18 protein-coding genes are annotated in these 23,169 nt (G+C 67.5%); 9 read left to right on the top strand and 9 right to left on the bottom strand.

The genetic code is table 11. The features are described 5' to 3' along the window. Window positions 1-21: 21 nt before the first annotated feature. Together FHS97_RS07615 and FHS97_RS07620 are read right to left on the bottom strand one after the other, a co-directional pair. Complete coding sequence (locus tag FHS97_RS07615) at window positions 22-2,892, bottom strand: TonB-dependent receptor (RefSeq protein ID WP_343053398.1); 2,871 nt, start codon at window positions 2,890-2,892, stop codon at window positions 22-24. 133 nt (window positions 2,893-3,025) lie between these two features. Next, window positions 3,026-3,760: a FadR/GntR family transcriptional regulator gene (locus FHS97_RS07620; RefSeq protein ID WP_184035360.1), complete on the bottom strand. Its 735-nt coding sequence runs from the start codon at window positions 3,758-3,760 to the stop codon at window positions 3,026-3,028. A 113-nt stretch (window positions 3,761-3,873) separates the two neighbouring features. Here FHS97_RS07620 and FHS97_RS07625 point away from each other — a divergent pair, with 113 nt between their 5' ends. Together FHS97_RS07625 and FHS97_RS07630 are read left to right on the top strand one after the other, a co-directional pair. Next, a complete protein-coding gene (locus FHS97_RS07625) occupies window positions 3,874-4,815 on the top strand; it encodes a DUF4861 family protein (protein WP_184035363.1) in 942 nt (313 codons plus the stop codon). After that, window positions 4,812-6,089, top strand: coding sequence for a DUF2264 domain-containing protein (locus FHS97_RS07630; RefSeq protein ID WP_184035366.1), 1,278 nt, complete (start codon window positions 4,812-4,814; stop codon window positions 6,087-6,089). The genes FHS97_RS07625 and FHS97_RS07630 overlap by 4 nt, the downstream gene beginning before the upstream one ends. Before the next feature lie 145 nt (window positions 6,090-6,234). On the opposite strand, the gene FHS97_RS07635 is transcribed toward FHS97_RS07630, so the two are convergent. From FHS97_RS07635 to FHS97_RS07655, 5 genes are all read right to left on the bottom strand, one after another. After that, window positions 6,235-7,314: a glycoside hydrolase family 43 protein gene (locus FHS97_RS07635; protein WP_246346528.1), complete on the bottom strand. Its 1,080-nt coding sequence runs from the start codon at window positions 7,312-7,314 to the stop codon at window positions 6,235-6,237. 49 nt (window positions 7,315-7,363) lie between these two features. Then, window positions 7,364-7,939 carry a sugar O-acetyltransferase gene (locus FHS97_RS07640; protein WP_184035369.1) on the bottom strand — a complete coding sequence of 192 codons (576 nt, stop codon included), beginning with the start codon at window positions 7,937-7,939 and terminating at the stop codon, window positions 7,364-7,366. A gap of 5 nt (window positions 7,940-7,944) precedes the next feature. After that, window positions 7,945-8,157 (bottom strand): hypothetical protein, encoded by a 213-nt coding sequence (locus FHS97_RS07645; RefSeq protein WP_184035371.1) that lies wholly within the window; start codon window positions 8,155-8,157, stop codon window positions 7,945-7,947. A 39-nt stretch (window positions 8,158-8,196) separates the two neighbouring features. Next, a complete protein-coding gene (locus FHS97_RS07650; protein WP_184035373.1) occupies window positions 8,197-9,552 on the bottom strand; it encodes an alpha-L-fucosidase in 1,356 nt (451 codons plus the stop codon). Window positions 9,553-9,664: 112 nt separating this feature from the next. After that, on the bottom strand, window positions 9,665-10,786 hold the full coding sequence (locus tag FHS97_RS07655; protein ID WP_184035375.1) for a glycoside hydrolase family 43 protein: 1,122 nt from the start codon (window positions 10,784-10,786) through the stop codon (window positions 9,665-9,667). Window positions 10,787-11,096: 310 nt separating this feature from the next. Between FHS97_RS07655 and FHS97_RS07660 the strand changes: the two genes are divergently transcribed. From FHS97_RS07660 to FHS97_RS07690, 7 genes are all read left to right on the top strand, one after another. Beyond that, window positions 11,097-12,017 carry a formylglycine-generating enzyme family protein gene (locus tag FHS97_RS07660; protein ID WP_184035771.1) on the top strand — a complete coding sequence of 307 codons (921 nt, stop codon included), beginning with the start codon at window positions 11,097-11,099 and terminating at the stop codon, window positions 12,015-12,017. After that, a complete protein-coding gene (locus tag FHS97_RS07665; protein WP_184035378.1) occupies window positions 12,014-13,849 on the top strand; it encodes an arylsulfatase in 1,836 nt (611 codons plus the stop codon). The genes FHS97_RS07660 and FHS97_RS07665 overlap by 4 nt, the downstream gene beginning before the upstream one ends. Next, entirely contained in the window at window positions 13,846-14,070 is a 225-nt protein-coding gene (locus FHS97_RS07670; protein WP_221233190.1) for a YezD family protein, read from the top strand. Before FHS97_RS07665 ends, FHS97_RS07670 begins: the two co-directional genes overlap by 4 nt. Window positions 14,071-14,463: 393 nt before the next feature. Continuing rightward, window positions 14,464-16,866: a TonB-dependent receptor gene (locus FHS97_RS07675; RefSeq protein ID WP_343053399.1), complete on the top strand. Its 2,403-nt coding sequence runs from the start codon at window positions 14,464-14,466 to the stop codon at window positions 16,864-16,866. A gap of 12 nt (window positions 16,867-16,878) precedes the next feature. Continuing rightward, window positions 16,879-18,240 (top strand): MFS transporter, encoded by a 1,362-nt coding sequence (locus FHS97_RS07680; RefSeq protein WP_184035381.1) that lies wholly within the window; start codon window positions 16,879-16,881, stop codon window positions 18,238-18,240. A 38-nt stretch (window positions 18,241-18,278) separates the two neighbouring features. Continuing rightward, window positions 18,279-19,205: a TauD/TfdA dioxygenase family protein gene (locus tag FHS97_RS07685; protein WP_184035384.1), complete on the top strand. Its 927-nt coding sequence runs from the start codon at window positions 18,279-18,281 to the stop codon at window positions 19,203-19,205. A gap of 133 nt (window positions 19,206-19,338) precedes the next feature. After that, window positions 19,339-21,084: a methyl-accepting chemotaxis protein gene (locus tag FHS97_RS07690; RefSeq protein ID WP_184035386.1), complete on the top strand. Its 1,746-nt coding sequence runs from the start codon at window positions 19,339-19,341 to the stop codon at window positions 21,082-21,084. A gap of 9 nt (window positions 21,085-21,093) precedes the next feature. Here FHS97_RS07690 and FHS97_RS07695 read toward each other — a convergent pair whose 3' ends face one another. Both FHS97_RS07695 and FHS97_RS07700 read right to left on the bottom strand, forming a co-directional pair. After that, window positions 21,094-22,449 carry a hypothetical protein gene (locus FHS97_RS07695; protein WP_184035388.1) on the bottom strand — a complete coding sequence of 452 codons (1,356 nt, stop codon included), beginning with the start codon at window positions 22,447-22,449 and terminating at the stop codon, window positions 21,094-21,096. Between the two features lie 27 nt (window positions 22,450-22,476). Continuing rightward, the gene (locus FHS97_RS07700; protein WP_184035390.1) at window positions 22,477-23,169 is read right to left on the bottom strand and encodes a hypothetical protein; all 693 of its coding nucleotides are present in this window, start codon (window positions 23,167-23,169) and stop codon (window positions 22,477-22,479) included.

Genomic DNA, 23,169 nt, shown 5'->3' on the forward strand with positions numbered 1-23,169 from the left:
GCGCGCCAGGTGGGGAACGGTTTAGAACTTGCCGCGGATGCCGAACGAGAAGGTCCGCCCGTTGAAGTAGGAATTGTCGCGGTGCGTCTCTCCGACCGACTTCGACGGATTCTGGTAGAAGGTATAGGTATTTTCGTTGGTGATGTTCAGCGCGTCGACACGCAATTCGATATAGTCGTTGATCTTGAACGCGACCGTTGCGTCGAGATACCCCTGCGCGGCGAAATACGAGATTTCGTCGTTCAGCGTATTGCGCTGCGGCCCACCCGTCTTCGACCGGTAATTGTACGATCCGCGCAGCGAGAACGGCCCCTTCTCGTAAAAGCCTGTGATGCTGTACGTGTACTTCGGTACGCTCTGGAGCGCGACGACGCTGCCGTTGGTCAGCACGAAATTATAGTCGATGCCCTTCTGCTGCTGATCGATCAGCGTGAAGCTGCTCGTCAGGCCCAAACCATCGAACGGCTTGGGCAGGAAGGTGAAGTTCTGCTGATAGGCCGCTTCCAGCCCGCGCAGCTTCAACTGCCCGGCATTCTGCACGATCGTCCGCCGGATCAGCGGGTTGTTGTTGGTCAGCGCATTGACCTGCGCCAGCGTACAGGTGCCGGTCGGGCCGCCGAACGCCGCGCAGCTGAAATAGCTCGGGTCGAGGCCGGTTGCGGCGAACGGGACGTCCTCGATTATCGCAACCGGCTGATCGGTGATGTCCTTCTCGAACAGGCCGACGCTCAACAACGCGGCGGGCGCGAAATACCATTCGAGCACCGCGTCATACGTCGTCGCGACCTGCGGGCGCAGGTCGGGGTTGCCGACCGTCACCGCATTGCTGAACACGTTCGGGACGACGATGCTGCCGGCGATGTCGTTGAGCGCGCCGCGCGTCACCGTGCTGCCGATCGATCCGCGCAGCAGCAGCTTGGGCGTGATGTCGAAGGCGAGGCTCGCCGACGGCAGCCAGTTCTGATAGCCGCCGGTGCGCCGGTTGGGCGTGAACACGCCACCCAGGTTGGTGTAATTGTCGATGATCGTCTTGGTATCGGAATAACGGATGCCGGCATCGCCGCGCAGTTCGTGGCCACCGATCGTCAGCTTGAACGACGTCTCGAGGAACCCCGACGTGACGCGCTCCTCCGCCTCATAGGTGGCGTTGAGCTGGCGCGCCGCCTGGCGGTTGGCCCCGTTGGCGTTCAGCGTGCCCATCACAAAGTCGCGCGAGAAGGTCGCAAAATTGGACGGATAGCCCGAGTTGCCGCCGTTGTTGAGCGTCCCGTATTGCAGGAACGGATCCATATACTGGAACACGCCATTACCGCTCGCGGCGAAGGTGTTTCCGTTCGGCAGCACCGCGGCGCGCGCGATCGACGAGCCGTCCTGCTTCGTGCGGCTCTTGAGGCTGGAGACGTAGCTGCCGCCGACCTTGAACGCCATGCTGGTATCGCCGGTATCGACCACGGTCCAGTCGAGCGCCGAACGCAGGCTCTTCACGGTATCGTCCTCGCGCTGGATCGAGAAGCCGAGCGACGGGTCGCGGAAATTGGCCGGATCGGTGAACGACGTCGGTGAACTGATCGTCGGATAGGAAACGTTGACGGTCGGATCGTAGGTCGTCGTGATCCCGTAGATGTTCGAGACGATGCGGTTGCCCGACTGCCACGCCCGACTCTTCGAAATGCTGCCCTGCGCCTGCAACGTCACGCGGTCGCTGAAATCATATTTCGCGCGCGCCACGCCGTACGAGAACTTGGTCTCGAAATCGCGGAAGAAGCTCTCACTGATGATGCTGGTGTTGCCGAACGTCCCGTACAGGTTGTTGTACTGGTCGATCTTGACGTCGAGCGGGATGATGCCGGAGTTGGTGCCGGTTCCCGGCGTCGCGGTCGTGCCCGGCGCCGTGCGGGTACTGCGCACCGGCACACCGAACGTGAACTCGTCCATCTGGTCGGTCAGCTTGGAATAGATGCCGTCGAGGCTCGCCTCGAAGCGGTCACTCTTATACTGCACCGAGCCGACGAACCCCATCCGCTCGCGTTCGGTGTTCGAGGTATAGACGCGATAGAAGCGCGGCAGCAACGCGTTGGCGACTTGGTCGCGCGTCAGGTTGCCGAGCTTGGCGAGCGGGCTGTCGAGGTTCAGCTCGAACTGGAACGGACCACTCGTGTTCGACGGCACCGAGCCGTAATAAGGACGCCGGCCGAGCGTCGACGAATTGTAGCCGCCGGTCGACTGGAAACCCGAGCGTTCGTTGACGGTCTTGGCATAAGCGGCGCCGAACAGGACGCCGAAATTGCCCCAGTGATCGCTGACGATCAACGACCCGCGCGGCCGCCACTTCTCCGATTGGTCGTTGTAGCTGTATTGCGCGGTGTAGCGGAACACCCGCTCCTTGCTGTCGAACGGGCGCGGCGTCTGCAGATCGACGTTGCCGCCGATCCCGCCCTCTTCGAGATTGGCGAGCGGCGACTTATAGACGTCGACGCGGCCGAACAGCTCGGACGGAAAGACGTCATAGTTGAACGCGCGGCTCGAACTGCCGACGCTACCAGCCGAAGTGGTGCGCACCGGCGCGCCGTTGAGCGTCGTCACCACGAAGTCGGAACTGAGCCCGCGGATCGCCACCCGCTGACCTTCGTTGGTCCCGGCCCCGCCATCGCGGCTGAGGATCACGCCCGGGATGCGCTGCATCGAATCGGCGACGTTCGCCTCCGGGAACTTGCCAATGTCCTCGGCGACGATCGAGTCGCGGATGCCGACCGCCTCGCGCTTCAGCTCCAGTCCTTCGGCAAGGCTGCGGCGGAAGCCAGTAACGACGATATCCTCGCCGGGCGCGTCCGTGGGCACCTGTGCGTCGGCGCCGGTCGGCGCGGCAGGATCGGCTAGCGTGGTTTGCGCCACGGCCGGAGCCGCCGCCAACGTCAATGCAATGGCATGCGCCGACGCCATACCGATGAACAACGACCTGCCCACGACAACCCCTCCTGTTGCGCCGCTGCTTGCGGCTTGCAGATCGGGTTATCATACAAGTTCGTCAGATCGTCAATTCCCCGCTGCCAGAAAGATGCGCCGCCTCGCTTAGCTCGGTATGGCGGCTGAGGCTCTCCTGCATGTGATGCCGCGCGGCATCGCGCGCGCCGGCCGGGTTCATCCGGACGATCGCGTCGACGATCGCCTCATGTTCGGCGCGCACCTTCTCGACATAGGCGCGCTGCGCCTCGGGCGGCTGACCGCGCAGGTACAGGTTGCGTGGCGGCACCAGCCGCACGCCCAGGAACTCGATCAGCTTGACGAAGGTCTCGTTCTGCGTCGCGCGCGCGATCGCGGCGTGGAAGCGCGTGTCGGCGCCGGCCGAGGCGACCGGATCGTCGGCGACCGCCGCCATGTCGCGCAGCGCCGCGCGCATCGCCGATATATCGGTCAGGGTCCGCCGCGACGCCGCGAAAGCCGCCATCTCCGCCTCCACTGACAGGCGCACTTCGAGCAAGCGGATCACATCCGCGAGTTCGCTCATATCCTGCCGCGTGATCTGGAACGCCTGATAGCGCGCATCGTCGGTGACGAACACGCCCGACCCCTGGCGCGCGACCGCAATCCCATGCGCCTCCAGCCGCGCGACCGCCTCGCGCACCACGGTGCGGCTGACCTTCTCGTCCTCGGCGATTTCCTTCTGGGTCGGCAGACGCGCGCCGGGCGGCATCTCGCCCGAGCGGATTCGCGCCTCCAGCTTCACGTACAAGGCATCCGCCAGCGACATGGTCTTGGTCATTCCCGCTCTATATCAAGGTCGCGCGCCAACCCCATGGGCAAAAGCGTCGCCTTGGCAAAATAGATACGATGCCTTAGGTTATCCTACAACATTGCGGTGCGGAGGGGTTGGGCATGAGGATCGGCGGGCGAGCGGGCGCAGCGGTGGCGTGGTGCCTGTTGGCGGGGGCGCCGGCCGCGGCGCAGGAGCCGCCGCTCCCGCTCCCGGTCGTCTCGCCGCTCCCCCCGCCGCCCGACCGCACGCCGCGCGCGGTCGCGCTGCTCGCCGACTATCGTTACGACGATCTCCTGTGGGAGAATGATCGCACCGCGCACCGCATTTACGGCCATGCGCTGGAGGCGGCCGAACCGCCGTCGGGCTCTGGGATCGACAGCTGGGGGAAGAACGTGCGCTGGTCGTTCGCCGACCGCCAGCTCCGCACCGGCGACCAGCACGCCTATCATGGCGAGGGGATCGACTTCTACAATGTCGGAACGACGCGCGGCGCGGGCGGGCTGGGCATCTGGCACGACAACAAATTGTGGACCTCGCGCAACTTCGTCCGCCACCGCATCCTCGCCAGCGGTGGCGATCGCGCCGATTTCACCGTCGATTATGCACCCTGGCCGGTCGATACGGTGCGCAAGGTGTGGGAGACGCGGCGCTTCACGCTGCCACTCGGCACGCATTTCACGCGCATGGTCTCGACGCTCTCCTCCGACCGTGCCGAGCCGTTGCTGGTCGGGATCGGGATCGGCAAGCACACCACCGGACAGGGCGCGGGCGAGCTGACCGTCGATCGCGCGCGCGGGCTGCTGTCGTGGTGGGGTCCGGACGATCCCGGCCACGGACGAATCGCGATCGCGATCCGCGTCGACCCGCGGATGATCGCCGAGGTGCGCGCCGACGCCGACAACCAGCTGGTGCTGCTGCGCGTCACGCCGGGCACGCCGTTCGTCTATTATTCGGGCTCGGCATGGAGCCATGGCGAGGGCGATTTCCGCACGCGCGCGCAATGGGACGATTACGCCAGAGGCGCTGCGCTCGATTTCACGATACCGAAGGCAGGGCAATGACGATGAAGGTGGATCGACGCGCACTGCTGGCGGGCGGACTGGCGGCGGGCGCGCTCGCGACGACGGCCGCAGCGGCGCAGGAGCAGCCCGCCGCGCCTCCGCTTCCCGATGGCGCGACCGACCGCGCCGACGCGCTTGCGCTCCTGCGCCGCATGGCCGAGCCGGTGCTCGGGCGTATGGCGCGCGGGCGGCTGCATGCCGAATGGACACCGGAACTCAGCCCGACATGGGACGGCCGCAATCCCGGCGTCGCGTATCTCGAGGCGTTCGGCCGGCTGATCGACGGCATCGCGCCATGGCTCGCGCTCCCCGATGATTCCAGCGCCGAGGGTCGGCTGCGCGCCCGGCTCCGCGCACAGGCGCTGGAGAGCTACACCCATGCCGTCGATCCGAAGAGCCCCGACTATCTGCTGTGGCGTGGCCATGGGCAGGCGTTGGTCGATTCCGCTTATTTCACCAGCGCGCTGCTGCGTGCGCCCGATGCGCTGTGGAAACCGCTCGACGCGAAGACCAAGGCGCGGATCGTCGAGGAGGTCAAGGGCCTGCGCCGCATCTCCCCGCCGTATCAGAACTGGCTGCTGTTCGCGGCGATGAACGAGGCGTTCCTGTTCGCGATCGGCGAGGACTGGGACCCGATGCGCGTCGACCTGACCGTCAAGAAGATGCTCGAATGGTATGTCGGCGACGGCTGGTACGGCGACGGCGCGCGCTTCCACTTCGATTATTACAACAGCTACGTCATCCACCCGATGCTGGTGCAGATCCTCGCCACGCTCGCCGTTGGCAAACCCGGCTTCAACAACCTCCGCCCCGCCGAGGAACTGGCGCGCGCGGTGAAGCGTGAGCAGCGCTATGCCGAGCATCTCGAGCGGATGATCGCCCCCGATGGCAGCTATGCCGCGATCGGCCGCTCGCTCACCTATCGCACCGCGGTGCATCAGCCGCTCGGGCATCTGGCGTGGCGCGGGCAATTGCCCGACAGCTTGCCGCCGGGGCAAGTGCGCGCCGCGACGATGGCGGCGCAGCGGCGCGTGTTCGCCGATCCGAGCAATTTCAACGCCGACGGTTTCCTGACGATCGGCTTTGCGCGGCACCAGCCGACGCTGGGCGACATCTATTCCAACGCCGGCAGCATGTATATCGCTTCGGAAAGCCTGATCGCGCTCGGTCTGCCCGCCGATCACGCTTACTGGACCGCGCCGCCGCAGCCCTGGACGATGCGCCGCGCCTTCGCCGGACAGGATTTTCGCAAGGACTATGCGGTCGATTACTGACCAGAAGCGGTCCGGCCGCCCTCCCTCGTCGCCCCGGCCTTGAGCCGGGGTCCCGCTTCTTTTTGCGGTCGGAAAACTGGCGGGCTTCCGGATCAAGTCCGGGATGACACGAGGGGGCGGATGAAATGTCGAAGCTCGACCAAACCTAATCCCCAGCCGCCGTCACCACCGGCCGCGTCTCGCCGTCCAGCTCGGTCAGCTCGCGCTCGACCGCGATCGTGTCGCCGAGGTCGCGCATCGCATACAGCTTGCCGCGCGCATTCTCGAACGGGCGGTGCAGCACCATCGTCAGCCTGCCCTTGAAGGTGCGGAACAGCATTCCGTGTCCGCTGTCACCGCGCACCAGCGGGGGCAATTGTTCCCACGGTCCCGCAATCGTCCCGCTCCTGGAGCGCGCAAGCGACTGGACGTAACCGCGCCGGTCGTAGCTCGACCACAGCATCAGCAACGTGCCGGTGCGCGTGCGGAACAGCTCGGGCCCGTCGGTGACGTTGCCGGCCTTCGGGTCGGCGGGATCGGCGCGCTTGACCCATGGCGCGTCGGAGGCGCGGAACAGCAGCTGCGGCGGCCCCGCGGCGGCGAGCCCGTGGTCAAGCGGCACCGCCTCGATCGTCCCGTCGCCGACCTGCACCCATTCGTGCGCATAGACCATCCACGGCTTGCCGTTCCGGTCGACGTGCAGCGAGCCGTCGAGCGTCATGCGCGCCGCATCGACGATCGGCGCGCCGCCACGCTCGATCCGGTATGGCCCGCCGAGCGTCGCCGACGAGGCGAGCAGGGTCGAGCGCCGCACCGGCTGACGCCCGTTCTCCCCCGGCAGCTTCAGCGCGTCGTTGTAGAAGGTGGAGAACAGATACCACCGCCCCTTCCAGCGATGCACCTCCGGCGCCCAGGCGCCGTCGTTGGCCCAGCTGTCCTCGGGCAGCGCGAAGACCAGCACCGGCCGCTGCCAATGCTTCAGGTCGCGGCTGCGATAGGCCATGATCCCCAGCCGTTTGTCGCCGGTCAGTCGGTGCTCGTTGCGGGTGAACAGCCAATAGGTGCGCGTGGCGCGGTCGGCGATGATCCACGGGTCGTGGAGCGGCATGTCGGGCAGCAGCAGCGGCGCATCGGGGGCGCGCGGGGCGGCAGTCGCCACTGACCACGTGGCGCACGCGAGCGCCACGATAAGCATGGCGCGCAGCGCAGCTGTCACGCCGATGCGCGCAGCGGCAAGGATGGTCATGCGTCATCTCCCCCGGTTAAGTCAGACAATAACCGGGGCATGGCGCGGGTCAACCCGGCGGCACGACGTCCCTGCGCCGCTCGCGCGCCGGATTGCCCGCGACCGTCGCGCCCGTCCGGACGTCGCGCGTCACCACGCTGCCCGCGCCGATGATCGCATCGTCGCCGATCGTGACGCCGGGCAGGATCAGCGCCCCGCCGCCGATCCACACATTGCGTCCGATCGTGATCGGCCGCCCCCATTCGGCGCCGGTCGCGCGCGTCGCCGGGTCGCGCGGATGATCCGCGGTCAGGATCTGCACCGCCGGTCCGATCTGCGTCCCCGTTCCGATCGTCACCGCCACCACGTCGAGGATGATGCAGCTATAATTGAGGAACACATCGTCCCCGAGGCGGATATTATAGCCGTAATCGCAATGGAACGGCGGCCGGATCACCGCCCCCTCGCCGACCGCCGCCAACCGCTCGCGCAGGAGCGCGCGCCGCTCGGCCGCCGATCGTGCCGCCGCGCCGTTATAGCGCTCCATCCACACCAGCGCCGCCTGATGGTCGGCGATAAGTTCTTCGTCGCCCGCATGATAGGGCTCGCCGGCCAGCATCTTCTGCTTCTCGCTGCGCTCGCTCATCGCGGTCAGTCCCGCGCCGTCAGCGGCACCGAGGACCGACCGGGTGCACCTTGGCGCCGGGTCGCGTGGAGATGCCGTAAAATCAACGCCAGATCTGCTTCGCTCAGCCCCGACGCCGGGTCGATCACGATCCCGGCCGGCAAGGGTTCGACCCATGATGCCAGGCGGTTGCACGCAGCGCCCAGCGCGGGGTCGGCGGAATCATCGAAAGCAGCCATGCGTCCGCTTATGCTCCCGCCCGCGCGATCGACCAAGCCTCAGCGCAGCGTGAGTTCGATCACCTGATCCCAGCTGTCGCCGAGCGGCGGAAGCCCGGTGATTTCAACACCATCCCCCCGCCGCGCGACCGCGATCCGCGCGCCGCCGTCCAGCAGCCGCGCCGCGGCGACCGGCGCCTGCAACGGCAACACGATACGTCCGTCATGCGCGCGCAGCAGATGGACGTACACCGTCTTGCCCTTCTGCGTGGTGACGCCCCATTCGCCCGGCGACAACGGCCCGCCGCGCGTGCCGTAGATGCTGACGCCGTTGACCTTCAGCCAGTCGCCGATCGTGCGGAAGGTCGCGAGGTTTTCCGGCTGGATCTCGCCATTGGGCATCGGCCCGGTATTGAGCAGGAAATTGGCGTTCCGCCCCGCCGCGCCGACCAAGGTCTGCACCAACGTCTTGGGCGACTTGTACTGATCGTCGGTCAGGTTGAAGCCCCAGCTGCCGTTCATCGTCTCGGCGGTTTCCAGCGGCAGCCTGCCGATCGTTGCGGTGCCGCTGAACCCGGTCTTGTTCTCGCCGGGCAGGTCGCGCTCGAAGGTCTGGTAGTCCTCGCCCGCGAACGGTGCGTGATGGTGGTTGTTGACGATCAACGCGCCGGGCTGAAGCTGGTGGATCAGCCGGTAGGTGCGCTCCAGCCGCCAGCGATCACGCAGCGGCGTCTTCTCCTGATCCCACCAGCCGTCGAACCAGATCCCGCCGATCGGCCCATATTGCGTCAACAACTCGCGCAGCTGCGCGTCCTGATAATCGAGATATTTGTCCCAATCGCCCGCCTCGGGCCGCCCTGCCGAATGGCCGGTGCGCCCGCGCGGGAAGTAATCGGGATGGTGCCAGTCGAGCTGCGAATAATAGAAGAACAGCTTCACGCCCTGCCGCCGGCACGCCGCCGCCAGCTCACCGATCGGATCGCGCTTGAACGGTGTCGCCTGCACGACATTGTACGGCGACACCTTGCTGTCGAACATCGCGAAGCCGTCGTGATGCTTGCTGGTGATGACGATATAGCGCGCGCCGGCGTCCTTGAACGAGCGCACCCAGGCATCGGCATCGAACTTCTGCGGGTAGAAAAACTTGGCGAGCCGCTCATATTTAGCCGCCGGGATCTTGTTGTCCTGCATGATCCACTCGGCGCCACCCGACGATCCGGTCCCGCCCAGCTCGCTGTACAGACCCCAGTGGAGGAAAATGCCGAACTTGGCGTCCTGAAACCATTTGCGCGCGGCGAGATTGGCGGGCGCAGGGGTATAGGCGTCGGGCGATTGTGCGGCCGCGGGCGACACGGCGAGCGCCGCCGCGATCGCTAGGGTAAGTCCCTGCCACAAGCGACGCCGTGCGCTGTCCATCTTCCTCTCCCGCTTCGTCTTGCAGACAGGATGACGATGAAGGGCCGCCCTGTCATCCTTTCCTTCGCTCTGTCGCTCTCGCCGCCCTGGATCAGGTCCGGGACGACGACCGTCACCGCGCCCCGAAATACCCCCGCAGCCGCTCGGCCTCCTCCGGCGTGATCGCCATCACCGTGCCATGCTTGGGCGCGGTGAAATTGGTGGTCTTCATCGTCGAGCCCGGATCGTTGAACCGCCCGATGTTGCGGAAGGTCTTGAAGTCGGTCGTCTCGGCGAACCCCATGTTGTTCGGCTTCGCCCCGAACACGTCGTACATCAGCACATAGGTGTTCGTGCCATAGCGCTTCCACAGGTTCGGCGCCTCAGCCGCGACCGTCTCGGGATCGATCTTCTGCGCGTCGTAGACATAGCCGCCGTCGATCCGTCGGGACACCGCCTGCCGGATACTGCCGGGCTGCTCGTGCGCGACATAGAACATGTGATAGCGGTCGCCGACCTTGGTGATGTCGGCGTCGATCGTGTTCACCGCCGGACGTGGATAGTGCAGGATCTGCTTCGGCTCGGTGGTCAGCGTTTTAAACGCCGGGTCGGCGAGCGACTGCACCATGAAGTTCGGACCGTTGCCGATCCGGGTGGTGAAATAGACCATCATCCGCTTCCGCGCCGGGTCCCAGATCGTCTCCGGCGCCCAGGCGTTGCCCGCCTGCGCAAAGGCCGGGAACAAGGCGCTGACGTTCACCTTCGCCAGCGTCCAGTGCAGCAGGTCGTGGCTCTTCATCAGGATCAGGTTGCGGTTGTTGCCCCAGCCGTACTCCTTCTCCGGTCGCTCCCAGTCGGTGGCGCGCAGCCCCTCGCGCTTGGCGAAGATATGCAGGTCGGTCATCGACATATAGAAGGCGCCGTCCGGCCCGCGCATGATGTGCGGATCGCGGATGCCCTTCTGGTCGGCGACCGCGCGCCCCGACAGCACCGGCGCGCCGTCGTTGACGTCGGTGAAGGTATAGCCGTCCGCCGAAGTCGCGAAATGCAGCGAGTGCGTCTCGTCCTTGAAATAGGCGAGCAGATACGCCGAACGCGCCGCCGCGACGACCTTGGGCGCGGGATAGCCCGCCAGCGCAGGGACAATGGCCAGCTGCCGCACGTCCGGCACCGCCTGCTGCGCGACCGACGGTGCAGACGACGCGATCGTGCCGAGCGCCAGCGCCATGGTCGTTGCTGCGAAGAACGCTCTCATATCCTCTCCCCTCGCCAGCAACTGCCGCCGGTCCTTGGCCGACCTAAATACTCCGACAAGAACATGCAACGTTTACAGATTGTTGCGTCGGCAGCGCTCGGTCGGTGCGGTAGTCACCAAGCTGACCTTCTCACCGCAAAAGATTTGCGGGGTTCGCATCTCCCATCAATCTAGTGTGGATTGCACACGAGTTACCCGGTGGCGTGCCGGAGCGACGAACGGACCACCGATGAATCAAGCGAGATCGACCGGATCACGATTTTACCGGCACCGCGCGCGACAGGCGCATGCGGCGGTGGATCGCGCGACGATGGTCGCCCTTCCCGGCGGCACGTTCGCGATGGGATCGGCGCGCTTCTATCCCGAGGAAGCGCCCGTCCGCCACGTGCGGGTCGACGCGTTCTGGATCGACCCGCACCCGGTCACCAACCGGCAGTTCGCCGCCTTCGTCGCCGCGACCGGTTATCGCACCGTGGCGGAGGTCGCGCCCGATCCGCGCGACTATCCGGGCATGGCCCCCGACATGGCGCAGGCGGGATCGTCGGTGTTCGTGCCGCCGACCCGGTTGACCGACCCAAGCGACCATCGCCAATGGTGGCGGTTCGTCTTCGGTGCCGACTGGCGTCATCCGACCGGCCCCGACAGCACGATCGACGGGTTGGAGGATCACCCGGTCGTCCATGTCGCGCATCCCGACGCGCTCGCCTATGCGCACTGGGCGGGCAAGTCGCTCCCGACCGAGGCCGAATGGGAATATGCCGCGCGCGGCGGGCTGGCCGGGGCCGATTATGCGTGGGGCGACGAACTCGCGCCGGACGGGCGGATCCTCGCCAACTACTGGCACGGCGCGTTTCCGCTCGCCAACGACACGCGCGACGGCTGGAGCCGCACCTCGCCGGTCGGCAGCTATCCCGCCAACGGCTTCGGCCTGCACGACATGATCGGCAACGTCTGGGAATGGACCGACGACTGGTATGCGGTCGCCGCCACCCCGACGAAAAGCTGTTGCGCGCCCGCCAACCCGCGCGGCGGCACCCGCGCCGACAGCGGCGGGCGCAAGGTGCTCAAGGGCGGCTCACATCTGTGCGCGGACAATTACTGCCGCCGCTATCGCCCGGCGGCGCGCCACGCGCAGGCAACCGACACCGGGACGACGCACATCGGCTTTCGCTGCGTCTGGCGCCCCGCGCCGCCCGCCACCGCATCCATTCAAAAGGGGAAGAGACGATGAGACGACCCATGACCGCGCTCGCCGCGATCCTGATGCTGGCCGGACAGGCGCAGGCGCAGACGCAACAGCCGTTCCCGGGCAAGATCGGCCGCACGCTCGCGGAATCAACCGAGGCCTGGCCCGCGCCGGTCCGTGCGCCCGCCGGTGCGCCGAACATCGTTTGGATCCTGCTCGACGACGTCGGCTATGGCGCCGCCAGCGCGTTCGGCGGCGGGATCAGGACGCCGCGGCTCGAGGAACTGGCGCAACAGGGGCTGCGCTACACCAATTTCCACACCACCGCGATCTGCGCCCCGACCCGGGCCGCGCTGCTGACCGGGCGCAACAGTTCTTCGGTGCACGTCGCCGGCTTCTCGCATCATCGCCTCGCCGCCGGCTTCCCGGGCTGGGACGGCTATCTGCCCGCCAGCGCCGGCACGATCGCCGAGATCCTGCACGGCAACGGCTACAGCACCTTCGCGGTCGGCAAATACGGCGTCACCCCCGACGAGGACGCCACCGACGCCGGCCCGTTCGATCGCTGGCCGACCGGCAAGGGCTTCGACCATTTCTTCGGCTTCCTCGGCTCGCAGACCGACCAGTACAAACCCGACCTCGTCGAGGATCAGGCGCATGTCACCCCGGACGGCCGCCATCTGAGCGAGCAGATCACCGACAAGGCGATCGCCTTCATCGATCGGCAGCGCCACGCCGCGCCAGTACGCGCCGATGCCGCCGCGCCGCCGTCCAAGCCGTTCTTCCTCTATTACGCCCCGGGCGCGACCCATGCCCCGCATCAGGTGCCCGCCGAATGGAGCGACCGCTATCGCGGCGCCTTCGATGCCGGCTGGGACGTCTATCGCCGGCAGGTGTTCGCGCAGCAGCAGAAGCTCGGCACGATCCCGCGCAACGCCGTCCTCCCCGATCGCGACGCGGGGGTCACCGCCTGGGCGAAGCTCAGCCCCGACGAGCGCAAGCTCTACGCGCGCTTCATGGAAGTCTATGCCGGCTATATGACCTACACCGATGCGCAGATCGGGCGGCTGGTCGATCATCTCAAGCGGATCGGCCAGTTCGACAACACGCTGTTCGTGGTGATGGTCGGCGACAATGGCGCCAGCAAGGAAGGCACGCTCAACGGCGACGTCGATCGCGCGATGACCGCGCCGCCGCTCGGCGCGAAGGAGAATATCGCCTATAATCTCGCGCACATCGACCAGATCGGGAAGCCCGAGGGGATCGAGGCCAACTACCCGCTCGGCTGGGCGCAGGCCGCCAACACGCCGTTCCGCTGCTGGAAACAGGACGCCAATTGCGAGGGAGGGACGCGCAACCCGCTGATCGTCACCTATCCGAAGGGGATCGCGGCCCGCGGCATCCGGTCGCAATACGGACATGTCATCGACATCCTGCCGACGACGCTCGAGCTGGCGAAGATCACCGCGCCGACCACGATCCGCGGCGTCGCGCAGCAGCCGATCGAGGGCGTTTCGCTCGCTTATTCGATCACCGACGCCGCCGCCCCGTCACGCCACCGGACGCAATATTACTATATCTTCGGCGCGCGTGCGATCTACCGCGACGGCTGGAAGGCGTCGCTCGCGGCGCACAATCCGCTCATCAACGACGCCGATGTCGGCCTGCCGCGCGGCGCGCCGTCGTGGCGGCTGTTCAACCTCGACGCCGATCCGACCGAGCGGGTCGATCTGGCCGCGAAGAACCCGGCCAAGCTGGCGGAATTGCAGGCGCTGTTCGACACCGAAGCGCAGGCGCACAACCTCTATCCGCTCGTCACCTGGGACGATGTGCGTGCGCGCGGTCGCCCCGCCGCGCCGGAAAGCGGGGCGCATTGACCCGCGCGACGCTCCCCCTCACCCCGCCAGCGAAAGCCGAAGCGGTGACCGATCAACAATCCGCCGTCGTCGACCGCTCCGGTCCCGCCCCGCGCGCCGCCGTGCTGCGCGCGGTGGAGGAGGCGATCGCCGGCCTCGACTATGGCTCGATCATCCTGACGGTGCACGACGCGCGGGTCGTGCAGCTCGACGTCACTCGTCGCCGCCGCTTCACCGATTGAACTTTCGGCGTTGATACCAAAGCTTTCGTGACCTGATCTTCTATCGGTTCGATAGATATTCCCACAGCGGATTGGCCCGCCGCTTCCGGTTCACCGGAAACAGGGCCCGCGGCTTTTGATCGGGATGCAGCTTGCTCCGCGTCACCAACGGCTAAAGCGCACGATGCCGAGGCGACCACGCCAGGCCTCGTGTCTTCCCCCTGATGCGAAGGGGAATGTGATGCGCTTCATCAGCTAGACGATCGTGCCGCCGGTGCGCCGCCACGGCGACGCCCGGCGCGCGCCGGATCCAACGACAATCCAGCGACCGGTTCGTGCCGCCTTCGGGGGACGGGCGCCGGATCGCGACGGGAGTTCCACATCTTGCTGCCATCGACCACCTTGGCGTGCGGCGTGCCGCGTCGCGCCTGGCGCATTCTGCTGACCGGCCTCCTGGGCGCCACCGCGAGCGGTGCGCTCGCCGCCGGCCCGCGTGCGGACGCCGATCTCACCACCGTCGCGCCGGCCGACCCCGCCGCCGCGCCGACCACCGATCCCGCCACGCCCGACGAGGCCGGTGCGGAGGTGCTGGTCACTGCACGCCGCCGGCAGGAGCGCGCGCAGGACGTGCCGATCGCGCTCAGCGTCGTCGGGTCCGAAGCGCTGGAGCGCACCGGTAATTTCACGCTCGGCCAAGTGCAGCAGCTCGTGCCGAGCCTGCAGGTCTTCAGCTTCAACCCGCGCAACACCAACATCAACATCCGCGGGCTCGGCTCGAACGTCGCGCTGACCAACGACGGGCTGGAGAATGGCGTCGGCATCTATATCGACAATGTCTTTTACGGCCGCGTCGGCCAGTCGCAGTTCGATCTGGTCGACCTCGATCGCATCGAGGTGCTGCGCGGGCCGCAGGGGACGCTGTTCGGCAAGAACACCACCGCCGGCGCGATCAACATCTCCACCCGCGCGCCGAGCTTCACGACCGAGTTCGCGGGCGAGGCGACGCTCGGCGATTATGGCTATCATCAGGTCCGCGGCTCGCTGTCGGGGCCGATCGTCGCCGACACGATCGCCTATCGGCTGAGCATCGCCGACACGCATCGTAACGGCTTCCTGACCAACGTCACCACCCGCGAACGCGCGCAGGATTACGACAATTTCTCCGCGCGCGGTCAATTGCTCATCACGCCGACCCCGGCGCTCGCGATCAAGCTGATCGGCGACTATGCGCAGCAGAAGCAGCACTTCGTGCTCGGCATCTTCGCCGATTATTTCGGCAGCTACGACAACGGCGCCGCGATCCCGAACAACTTTCGCGATCGCACCGCGCGCGCCGGCCATACGCCGCTGCCGGTCGATCCGTTCGCGCGCCGCGGCGAATCCGACAGCCATTATCAGTCGAACATGAAGAGCTATGGCGCGTCGGGGCAGCTCGACTGGGATCTGGGGTCGGCGGCGCTCACCTCGATCACCGCCTATCGCTGGTGGGACTGGGACCCTGCGAACGACGGCGACAACACGGCGCTGCCGGTCACCATCAAGGCGCAGCAGGCGAACCGCCAGCGCCAGTTCAGCCAGGAAGTGCGGCTGGCGTCGACTGGCACCAACACGGTCGATTACGTGGTCGGCGCCTATTACTTCTGGCAGATCGTCCGCGGCTACGGCGCGACCGCTTACGGCCCCGCGGCCGCCAACTGGAACCTGCCGGCGGTGTCCGCGACGATCGGCAATGCCGCGCTGTCCGGGTTCGAGGCGCGCTCGACCTCGACGCCGGAGACGAAGAGCCTCGCCGCCTTCGGGCAGGCGACGTGGAACGCCACCGACGCGCTGCACCTCACCGTCGGGCTACGTTACACCACCGAACGCAAGAACGGCCGCTTCCGCCAGTTCCATTACGCGGGGGCGGACCTGTCGTCACTGTCTGCGCAGGCGCGCACCGCCGCGCTCGCGATCCGGACGCAGTTTAATCCGGTGATGGATTTCACGACCCGGCTCAACGACGACAGCCTCTCGGGGCTGGCGACACTATCATACCGCGTCGCGCCTGATGCGTTGCTCTACGCCTCCTATTCGCGCGGCAGCAAATCGGGCGGGCTCAACCTCACCGCGCTGCCCACCGGGATCGACCCGAACGTCCGACCGGAAGGGGTCAACGCCTATGAGGTCGGGCTGAAGTCGCAATGGCTGGACCGGACGGTGACGCTCAACCTCGCCGGCTTCTGGACCGACGTTTCGGATTATCAGACTGGCATCACCGAGCAACTCGCCGACACCGTCACCTATCGCCAGTATATCGCGAACATCCCGTCGGTGCGCTCGCGCGGGGTCGAGGGCGATCTGGTCTGGGCGCCGGTGCGGCACGCCTCGCTCAACGCCTCCATCAGCTACACCGAAGCCACCTACCGCGATTACCGCAACGCGCCGCAGGCGCCCGAGCGGCTGAACCTCGGTGGCATCCAGAACCTGACCGGGCAACAGCTCGCGGGCGTGCCGAAGTTCACCTACACGCTCGGCGCCGACGCCGCGCAGCCGCTCGGCGGCGCGCTCGAACTGTACGGCCATGCCGACTATTCGCATCGCTCGTCGTTCAACACCACCGCCGGCAACTCGCGCTACGGCGTGATCGACGCGTACGGCGTGCTCAACCTGCGCGTCGGCCTGCGCACCGAAGACGCCCGCTGGGACCTGTCCGCCTGGGTCAGGAATGCGGGCGACACCGATTACTTCCAGACGCTGTCGCCGACCAATTTCGGGCTGGTGACCGGCATCGTCGGCGACCCGCGCACGTGGGGCGTCACCCTTCGCACGAAGCTGTGAGGATCCAGCGGCATGGCCACACTCCCCGCATCCCTCTTCGCCCCGGCAACGCGCGGCAGCAGACGGCTCACCCCGCTGCGGCTGGCGGCCTTCTCGTCACTGACGCTGCCGATCTACGCCGCGCAGGGACCGCTCGCAGTCTATCTGCCCGCGATCTATGCCGAGCATTACGGGCTGTCGCTGGCGACGATCGGGCTGATCTTCCTGCTCGAGCGTGTGTGGGGCGCGATCGCGGACCCGTTGATCGGCGTGCTCGGCGATTACGGCAGCAGCCGGCTCGGTCGCCGGCGAACGTGGATCCTCGCCGGCGCGGTCGTCTATGCCGCCGCGGCGTCGACCCTGTTCTTCCCGCCGGCCGGATTCGGCGCGCCGTTGCTCGCCGCGGCGTTGTTCCTCTTCTATCTCGGCTGGTCGATGATCCAGATCCCGTATCTGGCGTGGTCGGGTGAAATCTCGCGCGACTATGACGAGCGCACCCGCATCGCCACCTATGGCACGGTCGCCGGATCGATCGCGCTGTTGCTGGTGCTGATCCTGCCGACGATCATCGACCAGTTGCGCCCCGAAGATGCCGCGCTGAAGCTCGCCTCGTTCGGGCTGGTGGTGATCGGCGGGCTGGTCGTGACGCTGCCGCTGGCGCTGACCGCGGTCGAGGACAACAGCCGCCCGCCGGTCGCGAACGCGCGGATGCCGTTCGCGCGCGCGGTGCGGCTGATCCTCGGCGAGACCTTGCTGCTCCGCGTGATCCTGTCCGACTTCGCGGTCACGACCGGACAGCTGATCCGCTCGGCGCTGATCGTCTTCTTCGTCAGTGCCTATATGGGCCGCCCCGAATGGGCGAGCGGGCTGTTCCTGTTCCAGTTCGTCTTCGGGATCGCGGCGGGGCCGATCTGGCTGCGGATTTCCACCCGGCTCGGCAAGCACCGGACCGCGATCCTCGGCGAGCTGGTGCAGGTCGCGATCAACCTCGGGCTGCTCTTCGTCACCCCGGCCCGCTTCCCGCTGCTGCTCGCGCTGACGCTGGCGCAGGGGCTCGCGCAGGGTTCGGGCAACCTGATGCTGCGATCGATGGTCGCCGACGTCGCCGACAAGCACCGGCTGGAGACCGGCGCGGATCGCACCACCTTGTTCTTCTCGGTGTTCAGCCTGACCAGCAAGGCCGGCATGGCGGCGGCGATCGGGATCGCGCTGCCGCTGGTGGCGTGGCTCGGCTTCACGCCGGGCGCCGCGAACAGCCCCGCCGCCCTGCACGGCTTGCTGCTGGTCTTTGCGCTTGGCCCCGCGGCCGCGCACCTGATCTCCGCCGCCAGCCTCTACCGTTTTCCGCTCGATCAAGCCGAGCATGCGCGCATCCGCCGGGCGCTCGCCGACTGACCCATAACCGCCATCAACCACGAAGAAGGAGAAGTGCCATGACGTCTCTCGTCCACCGGTTCGTGAACGCCGCCGAAGCGGAAAGCCCGCTCGACATCCACCCCGTCGCCGGCCGGATCGGCGCCGAGATCCGCGGCGTGAAGCTCGGCGGCGACCTCGACCCGCTGACCGTCGCCGCGATCGAGGCCGCGCTCGTCCGCCACAAGGTGATCTTCTTCCGCGAACAGCATCTCACCGACGAAGCGCACGAGGCGTTCGCCGCGCTGCTCGGCGAGCCGATCGCGCACCCGACGGTGCCGGTCGCCGAGGGGTCGCGCTACCTGCTCGAACTCGAGTCGAAGGAAGGCTATGCCGCGTCGAGCTGGCATACCGACGTCACCTTCGTCCCCGCCTATCCCAAGGCATCGATCCTGCGCGCGCTGGTGATCCCCGACGCGGGCGGCGACACGCTGTGGGCGAACGGCGAGACCGCCTATGAGGAGCTGCCCGACGCGCTGCGCACGCTCGTCGACGGGCTGACCGCGATCCACAGCAACGACTATGACTATGCCGAGGTGCTGGCCGGCGCGTCGAAGACGCAGGAGGAGCACCGCAAGGTCTTCACCTCGACGATCTACGAAACCGAACATCCGGTGGTGCGCGTCCATCCGGTGAGCGGCGCGCGCTCGCTGCTGCTCGGTCATTTCGTCAAGCGCTTCGCCGGGCTGAACACCGCGGATTCGCAGCGGTTGTTCGCGATCCTGCAGGATCACATCACCAAGCCGGAGAATGTCGTGCGCTGGCGCTGGCAGGCCGGCGACGTGGCGATCTGGGACAATCGCTCGACGCAGCATCGCGCGGTCGCCGATTTCGGATTGCAGCGTCGTCACCTGCGCCGCGCCACGGTCGCCGGAGACGTGCCGCGTGGCATCGACGGTCGCACCAGCCGTGCGCTCAAGCCCGAAGCGGCCGCCGCCGCCGGCTGACCCGATCGGCCCGCCCGGTCGTCGGGCGGGCCGCAATCGATCGATGGTGTCTGTAAATTAACGCTTTTTCTTCAAATGGCCGTTTAGCCGCCGAGCAGGCGATGAGCGAACAACAGAGAAATGGAAGCGTCAGATGCCGGGTGTGGCCGCACGAATTCGCGATCTCGGTCTTTCCGCGAAGGTGACATGGCTTATCGCGCTGTCGCTGTGCCTCTTGTCGCTGGTGACGGCTGGGGTCACTGCCACCGTGCTGGCGATCAATGCCGAGCGGAGCGCGACCGAGCGTCAGGAGGCGAACATGCGTGTCGCGTGGAGCGTGCTCCAGCGCCATGGCCGTTACGCCACCGTAAACGGTGATCTGCTCACAATCGACGGGCATGTCCTCAACGGCGATCACAGCGCGGTCGACCGCGTCAAGGAACTGGTTGGTGGCACCGCGACGATCTTCCGCGGCGACACCCGCATCGCCACCAACGTCAAGAACAAGGACGGCAGCCGCGCGACCGGCACCAAGCTGACCAGCGACGCCGTCCGTGAGACCGTGCTGCGCGACGGCCGCAACTATCGCGGCCGCGCCGATATTCTCGGCACCAATTATTTCACCGCTTACGACCCGATCAAGGATGCGAACGGCGCGGTAGTCGGCATCCTTTACGTCGGCATCCCGGCCGCCGACTTCCTCGCCAGTGTTCATGAGGTTCAGGGCAGTATCGCGATCGTCGCGGTGCTGGTGACGCTCTGTGCCGCGCTGGCGTGTCTCGCGCTGACTCGAAAGATGTTCCGCCCGCTCGGCGAGATGCGGCGCGCGATGACCGTACTGGCCGGCGGGCGGCGCGATGTCGCGGTTCCGGGCACGGAGCGGCGCGACGAGATCGGCGCGATGGCCAAGGCGCTGGTCGTGTTCCGCGATGCCGGCGAGGCCAAGGCGCGCGTCGATGCCGAGCAGCAGCAGGCGGTCGACGCCCTCGCACAACAGCTTGCCGCGCTCGCCGACGGGCGCCTCACGCAGCGGCTCGGACAGACGCTGCCCGCCGCTTATGCGACGCTCGCAAAGGATTTCGACCGCGCGCTGTCGTCGATCCATGACGCCTTGCTCGGGATCAGCCGCGGCAGCGAGACCGTCTACCGCTTCACCGCCGAGCTGACGCAGGCCTCCGACGATCTGTCGTGCCGCACCGAGCAACAGGCTGCGAGCCTTGAGGAAACCGCTGCGGCGATGAGCGCGATCGCCGACACCGTGAACAATGCCGCTACCGGCGCCGCGAGTGCGCAGGAAGCGATGCACCGCGTCCACGGCGAGGCGCGCGACGGCGCGCAGGTGGTACGCGAGGCGGTCGCGGCGATGGGGCGGCTCGAACAGGCGTCGAACGAGATTTCGGAGATCATCGCGGTGATCGACGGTATCGCCTTTCAGACCAACCTGTTGGCGCTCAACGCCGGGGTCGAGGCGGCGCGCGCCGGCGACGCCGGCAAGGGCTTCGCGGTGGTCGCCAGCGAGGTGCGCGCGCTCGCCGGGCGCTGCTCGGACGCTGCCACCGATGTCCGACAGCGGATCGTGCTGAGCGGGCAGCAGGTCGAGGATGGCGTGCGGCTGGTCAACGACACCGGCAGCGCGCTGGAGCGGATCACGACGCAGATCGGCGCGATTACCACGCAGGTATCTGACATCGCGACCAATGCTTCCGCACAGGCCGAGGGTCTGCGTCAGATCGACATCGCGCTGGCGCAGATCGACGGCACCACGCAGCAGAATGCGGCGATGGTCGAGGAAGTGACCGCGGTTACCCGCAAGCTGGAGACGCAGGCCGGTGCGCTCGGCAGCCAGATCGCACGCTTCGACGTCGGCGCGGCACCGCCTCCGCTCGCGCGCGCGGCGTGATGACGGGCGTCAATAAGCGTTGAACGTGAAGGGGATGCGCAACGTGGTGCGGACGTCGGCGGCATCGTCGGTCGCCCCTACCTCGACGTTCCAGTTCAGCGTCGTCGTCGGCGAGGTGCGGTAGCTGACGCCGAACAGCAAACGCCCGATCTGGAGATCGCGGCTTTCGGCGGTCATGGCGTCGCCGAGTTCCTGCGTCGTCTGGTTGAGCGCGCGGACGCGGGTTTTCGTCCCCAACGCCCAGGTCTGGGCGTAGCCGAAGCTGAGCGACGTGCGCGGATTCAATGCGATCGCGATCCCTGCGCTCGCCGACGGCTGGCTGCCCGGGGCGATGCGTTCAATGAACGCGGCACCGATCTGACGGTTGATGGTGCGCGCGAAATTGTAGGTGTAGCCCAATGTCGCGAACAAAACCGCCGGATCGCTGGGTAGAATCGCGGTCAGGTTCGGTGTCACGCCCCAGAATCCCGCCCCCGTTGCGCCCTTGAGCGCATTGCCGAGCGCATCGCGCGGCACACGGAACGGATCGGTGCCGGTGGGTGCCACCGCCTGCACGCCCGCGATCAGATACGGCGCGCCGTTGTTGCCGTCGGTGAATTGGTAGCGCAGCCCGAAGTCGATATCGCCGATGTTCGCGCCACTGACCGGCCGGTCGAGCTGCCCGGCGTTGGGCTCGGTCGGATTGGCGACCGGGGCGAGCACCGACTTGTCGGACCGGTAGACGAACGGCAGCCGCCCGTTGATCTCTAGCCGGCTGGTCAGCCCGAGCCGCCCGACCGTGCCGACGGTCAGCACGTCCTGCCGGCTCTGGTTGATGTCGAAGACGCCGATCAGCACCGCCTCGGGGATCTGCACGCCGCGGAACACCACCTGGTTGCGGTCGGCGCGCGCATATTCGAAGTTGACCTCGACCGTCGCGCGGCCCGCCTTGGTGATGATCCCCCCCTGTTCGGAGAGGACCGCGACCTGCACCTGCCGCTGGTCGGACGGCGCCTCGCCGACGGTCTGCACCTGCGTGCCCGCGCTCGCGGTCGAGGCCGCGGCAGAGGGCGGCGGCGCGGGCGGCGGCGACGCCGGGAGCGGCACGCCGCCCGGCGGGAGCGCGGTCTGTGCGACCTGCGTGCCGGCATCGCCGCGCCCGGACAGCCGCGCCTCCAGCCGGTCGATCCGCGCGCGCTGTTCGTCGAGCGCGCGCTGCTGGCGGTCCAGCTCCTGCCGCTCGGCGGCGAGCGTGCGGCGCAGCTCGTCGCCGTCATCCACCGCGGCCGGCATTGCCGCGGTCGCCGGGGACACCGGCTGCTGCGCCGCCGCCGGCGCGGCGATCAGGCCGAGAGAGAGAAACGCACTGGAGGCCGCCGGTCGCATCGATGATTATCCCCTTTTCCAATTGGCTCAGCGCGGACCCGCTGCCTCGGTCGCGATCCGGTTGGCGAGCAGCATGCCGTTGGTCAGCCCGGCGGGCAGCCCGACCAGATTGACGTTGACGGTGCTGACGGTATCGATGACGCGGTCGTTGGCGGTGTTCGAGATCACCGCGCCGGTCGCCTGCCCGACCAGATGCCGGATCTCGGTGGTCGGCGTCACCAACTGCACCTGGCTGCCGCGCTCGTCGCTGGTCAGCCGGATGCTCCCCGAACTGGCGTCGACCGCCGGACCGTTGGCGACCACCGGCACCGGGGTCTGCCCCGACGCGTCGAGCCAGCCGGTGGTCGGCCCGGAGACGATGTTGACGCTGGCGGGCGTGTCCGTGCCGGGCGCGGTGACGGTGGTGCCGGTCGGCGTCCGCGACACCGAGACGGTCGGCCAGCTCGGGTCGCCGGTCTCGACGGTGACGGTGCCGGGCACCTCGCTGGGGCTGGTCCTGCCGTCGGTGAAGACGCGCACGCCCTGCGCCTCGCTGGAGAAGATCGTGTGCAGCGCCAGCACGCCGTCGATGCGCGTTTGGATGTCGATGCCGATCGCGACGTTGAGCCCGTTGGGCAGCATCAGCCCGCCGCGCATCGTCGCCAGCTCGCGATCCGGGACCGGCACCGGTGCGTCGCCGGGCGCGGCCAGTGAAGCGGCGATCAGCAAGGCGATCGACAT

This window comes from Sphingomonas endophytica, assembly GCF_014199415.1.
In the GTDB taxonomy this organism is placed as follows: domain Bacteria; phylum Pseudomonadota; class Alphaproteobacteria; order Sphingomonadales; family Sphingomonadaceae; genus Sphingomonas; species Sphingomonas endophytica.

What these genes read in the sequence shown, in the direction of transcription:
- FHS97_RS07680 (WP_184035381.1), top strand. Translation starts at nt 16,879, where the DNA reads ATGGCCACACTCCCCGCATCCCTCTTCGCCCCGGCAACGCGCGGCAGC.
- FHS97_RS07700 (WP_184035390.1), bottom strand. Translation starts at nt 23,169, where the DNA reads ATGTCGATCGCCTTGCTGATCGCCGCTTCACTGGCCGCGCCCGGCGAC.
- FHS97_RS07655 (WP_184035375.1), bottom strand. Translation starts at nt 10,786, where the DNA reads ATGAGAGCGTTCTTCGCAGCAACGACCATGGCGCTGGCGCTCGGCACG.
- FHS97_RS07695 (WP_184035388.1), bottom strand. Translation starts at nt 22,449, where the DNA reads ATGCGACCGGCGGCCTCCAGTGCGTTTCTCTCTCTCGGCCTGATCGCC.
- FHS97_RS07645 (WP_184035371.1), bottom strand. Translation starts at nt 8,157, where the DNA reads ATGGCTGCTTTCGATGATTCCGCCGACCCCGCGCTGGGCGCTGCGTGC.
- FHS97_RS07665 (WP_184035378.1), top strand. Translation starts at nt 12,014, where the DNA reads ATGAGACGACCCATGACCGCGCTCGCCGCGATCCTGATGCTGGCCGGA.
- FHS97_RS07635 (WP_246346528.1), bottom strand. Translation starts at nt 7,314, where the DNA reads ATGACCATCCTTGCCGCTGCGCGCATCGGCGTGACAGCTGCGCTGCGC.
- FHS97_RS07685 (WP_184035384.1), top strand. Translation starts at nt 18,279, where the DNA reads ATGACGTCTCTCGTCCACCGGTTCGTGAACGCCGCCGAAGCGGAAAGC.
- FHS97_RS07630 (WP_184035366.1), top strand. Translation starts at nt 4,812, where the DNA reads ATGACGATGAAGGTGGATCGACGCGCACTGCTGGCGGGCGGACTGGCG.
- FHS97_RS07690 (WP_184035386.1), top strand. Translation starts at nt 19,339, where the DNA reads ATGCCGGGTGTGGCCGCACGAATTCGCGATCTCGGTCTTTCCGCGAAG.
- FHS97_RS07660 (WP_184035771.1), top strand. Translation starts at nt 11,097, where the DNA reads ATGGTCGCCCTTCCCGGCGGCACGTTCGCGATGGGATCGGCGCGCTTC.
- FHS97_RS07625 (WP_184035363.1), top strand. Translation starts at nt 3,874, where the DNA reads ATGAGGATCGGCGGGCGAGCGGGCGCAGCGGTGGCGTGGTGCCTGTTG.
- FHS97_RS07640 (WP_184035369.1), bottom strand. Translation starts at nt 7,939, where the DNA reads ATGAGCGAGCGCAGCGAGAAGCAGAAGATGCTGGCCGGCGAGCCCTAT.
- FHS97_RS07620 (WP_184035360.1), bottom strand. Translation starts at nt 3,760, where the DNA reads ATGACCAAGACCATGTCGCTGGCGGATGCCTTGTACGTGAAGCTGGAG.
- FHS97_RS07650 (WP_184035373.1), bottom strand. Translation starts at nt 9,552, where the DNA reads ATGGACAGCGCACGGCGTCGCTTGTGGCAGGGACTTACCCTAGCGATC.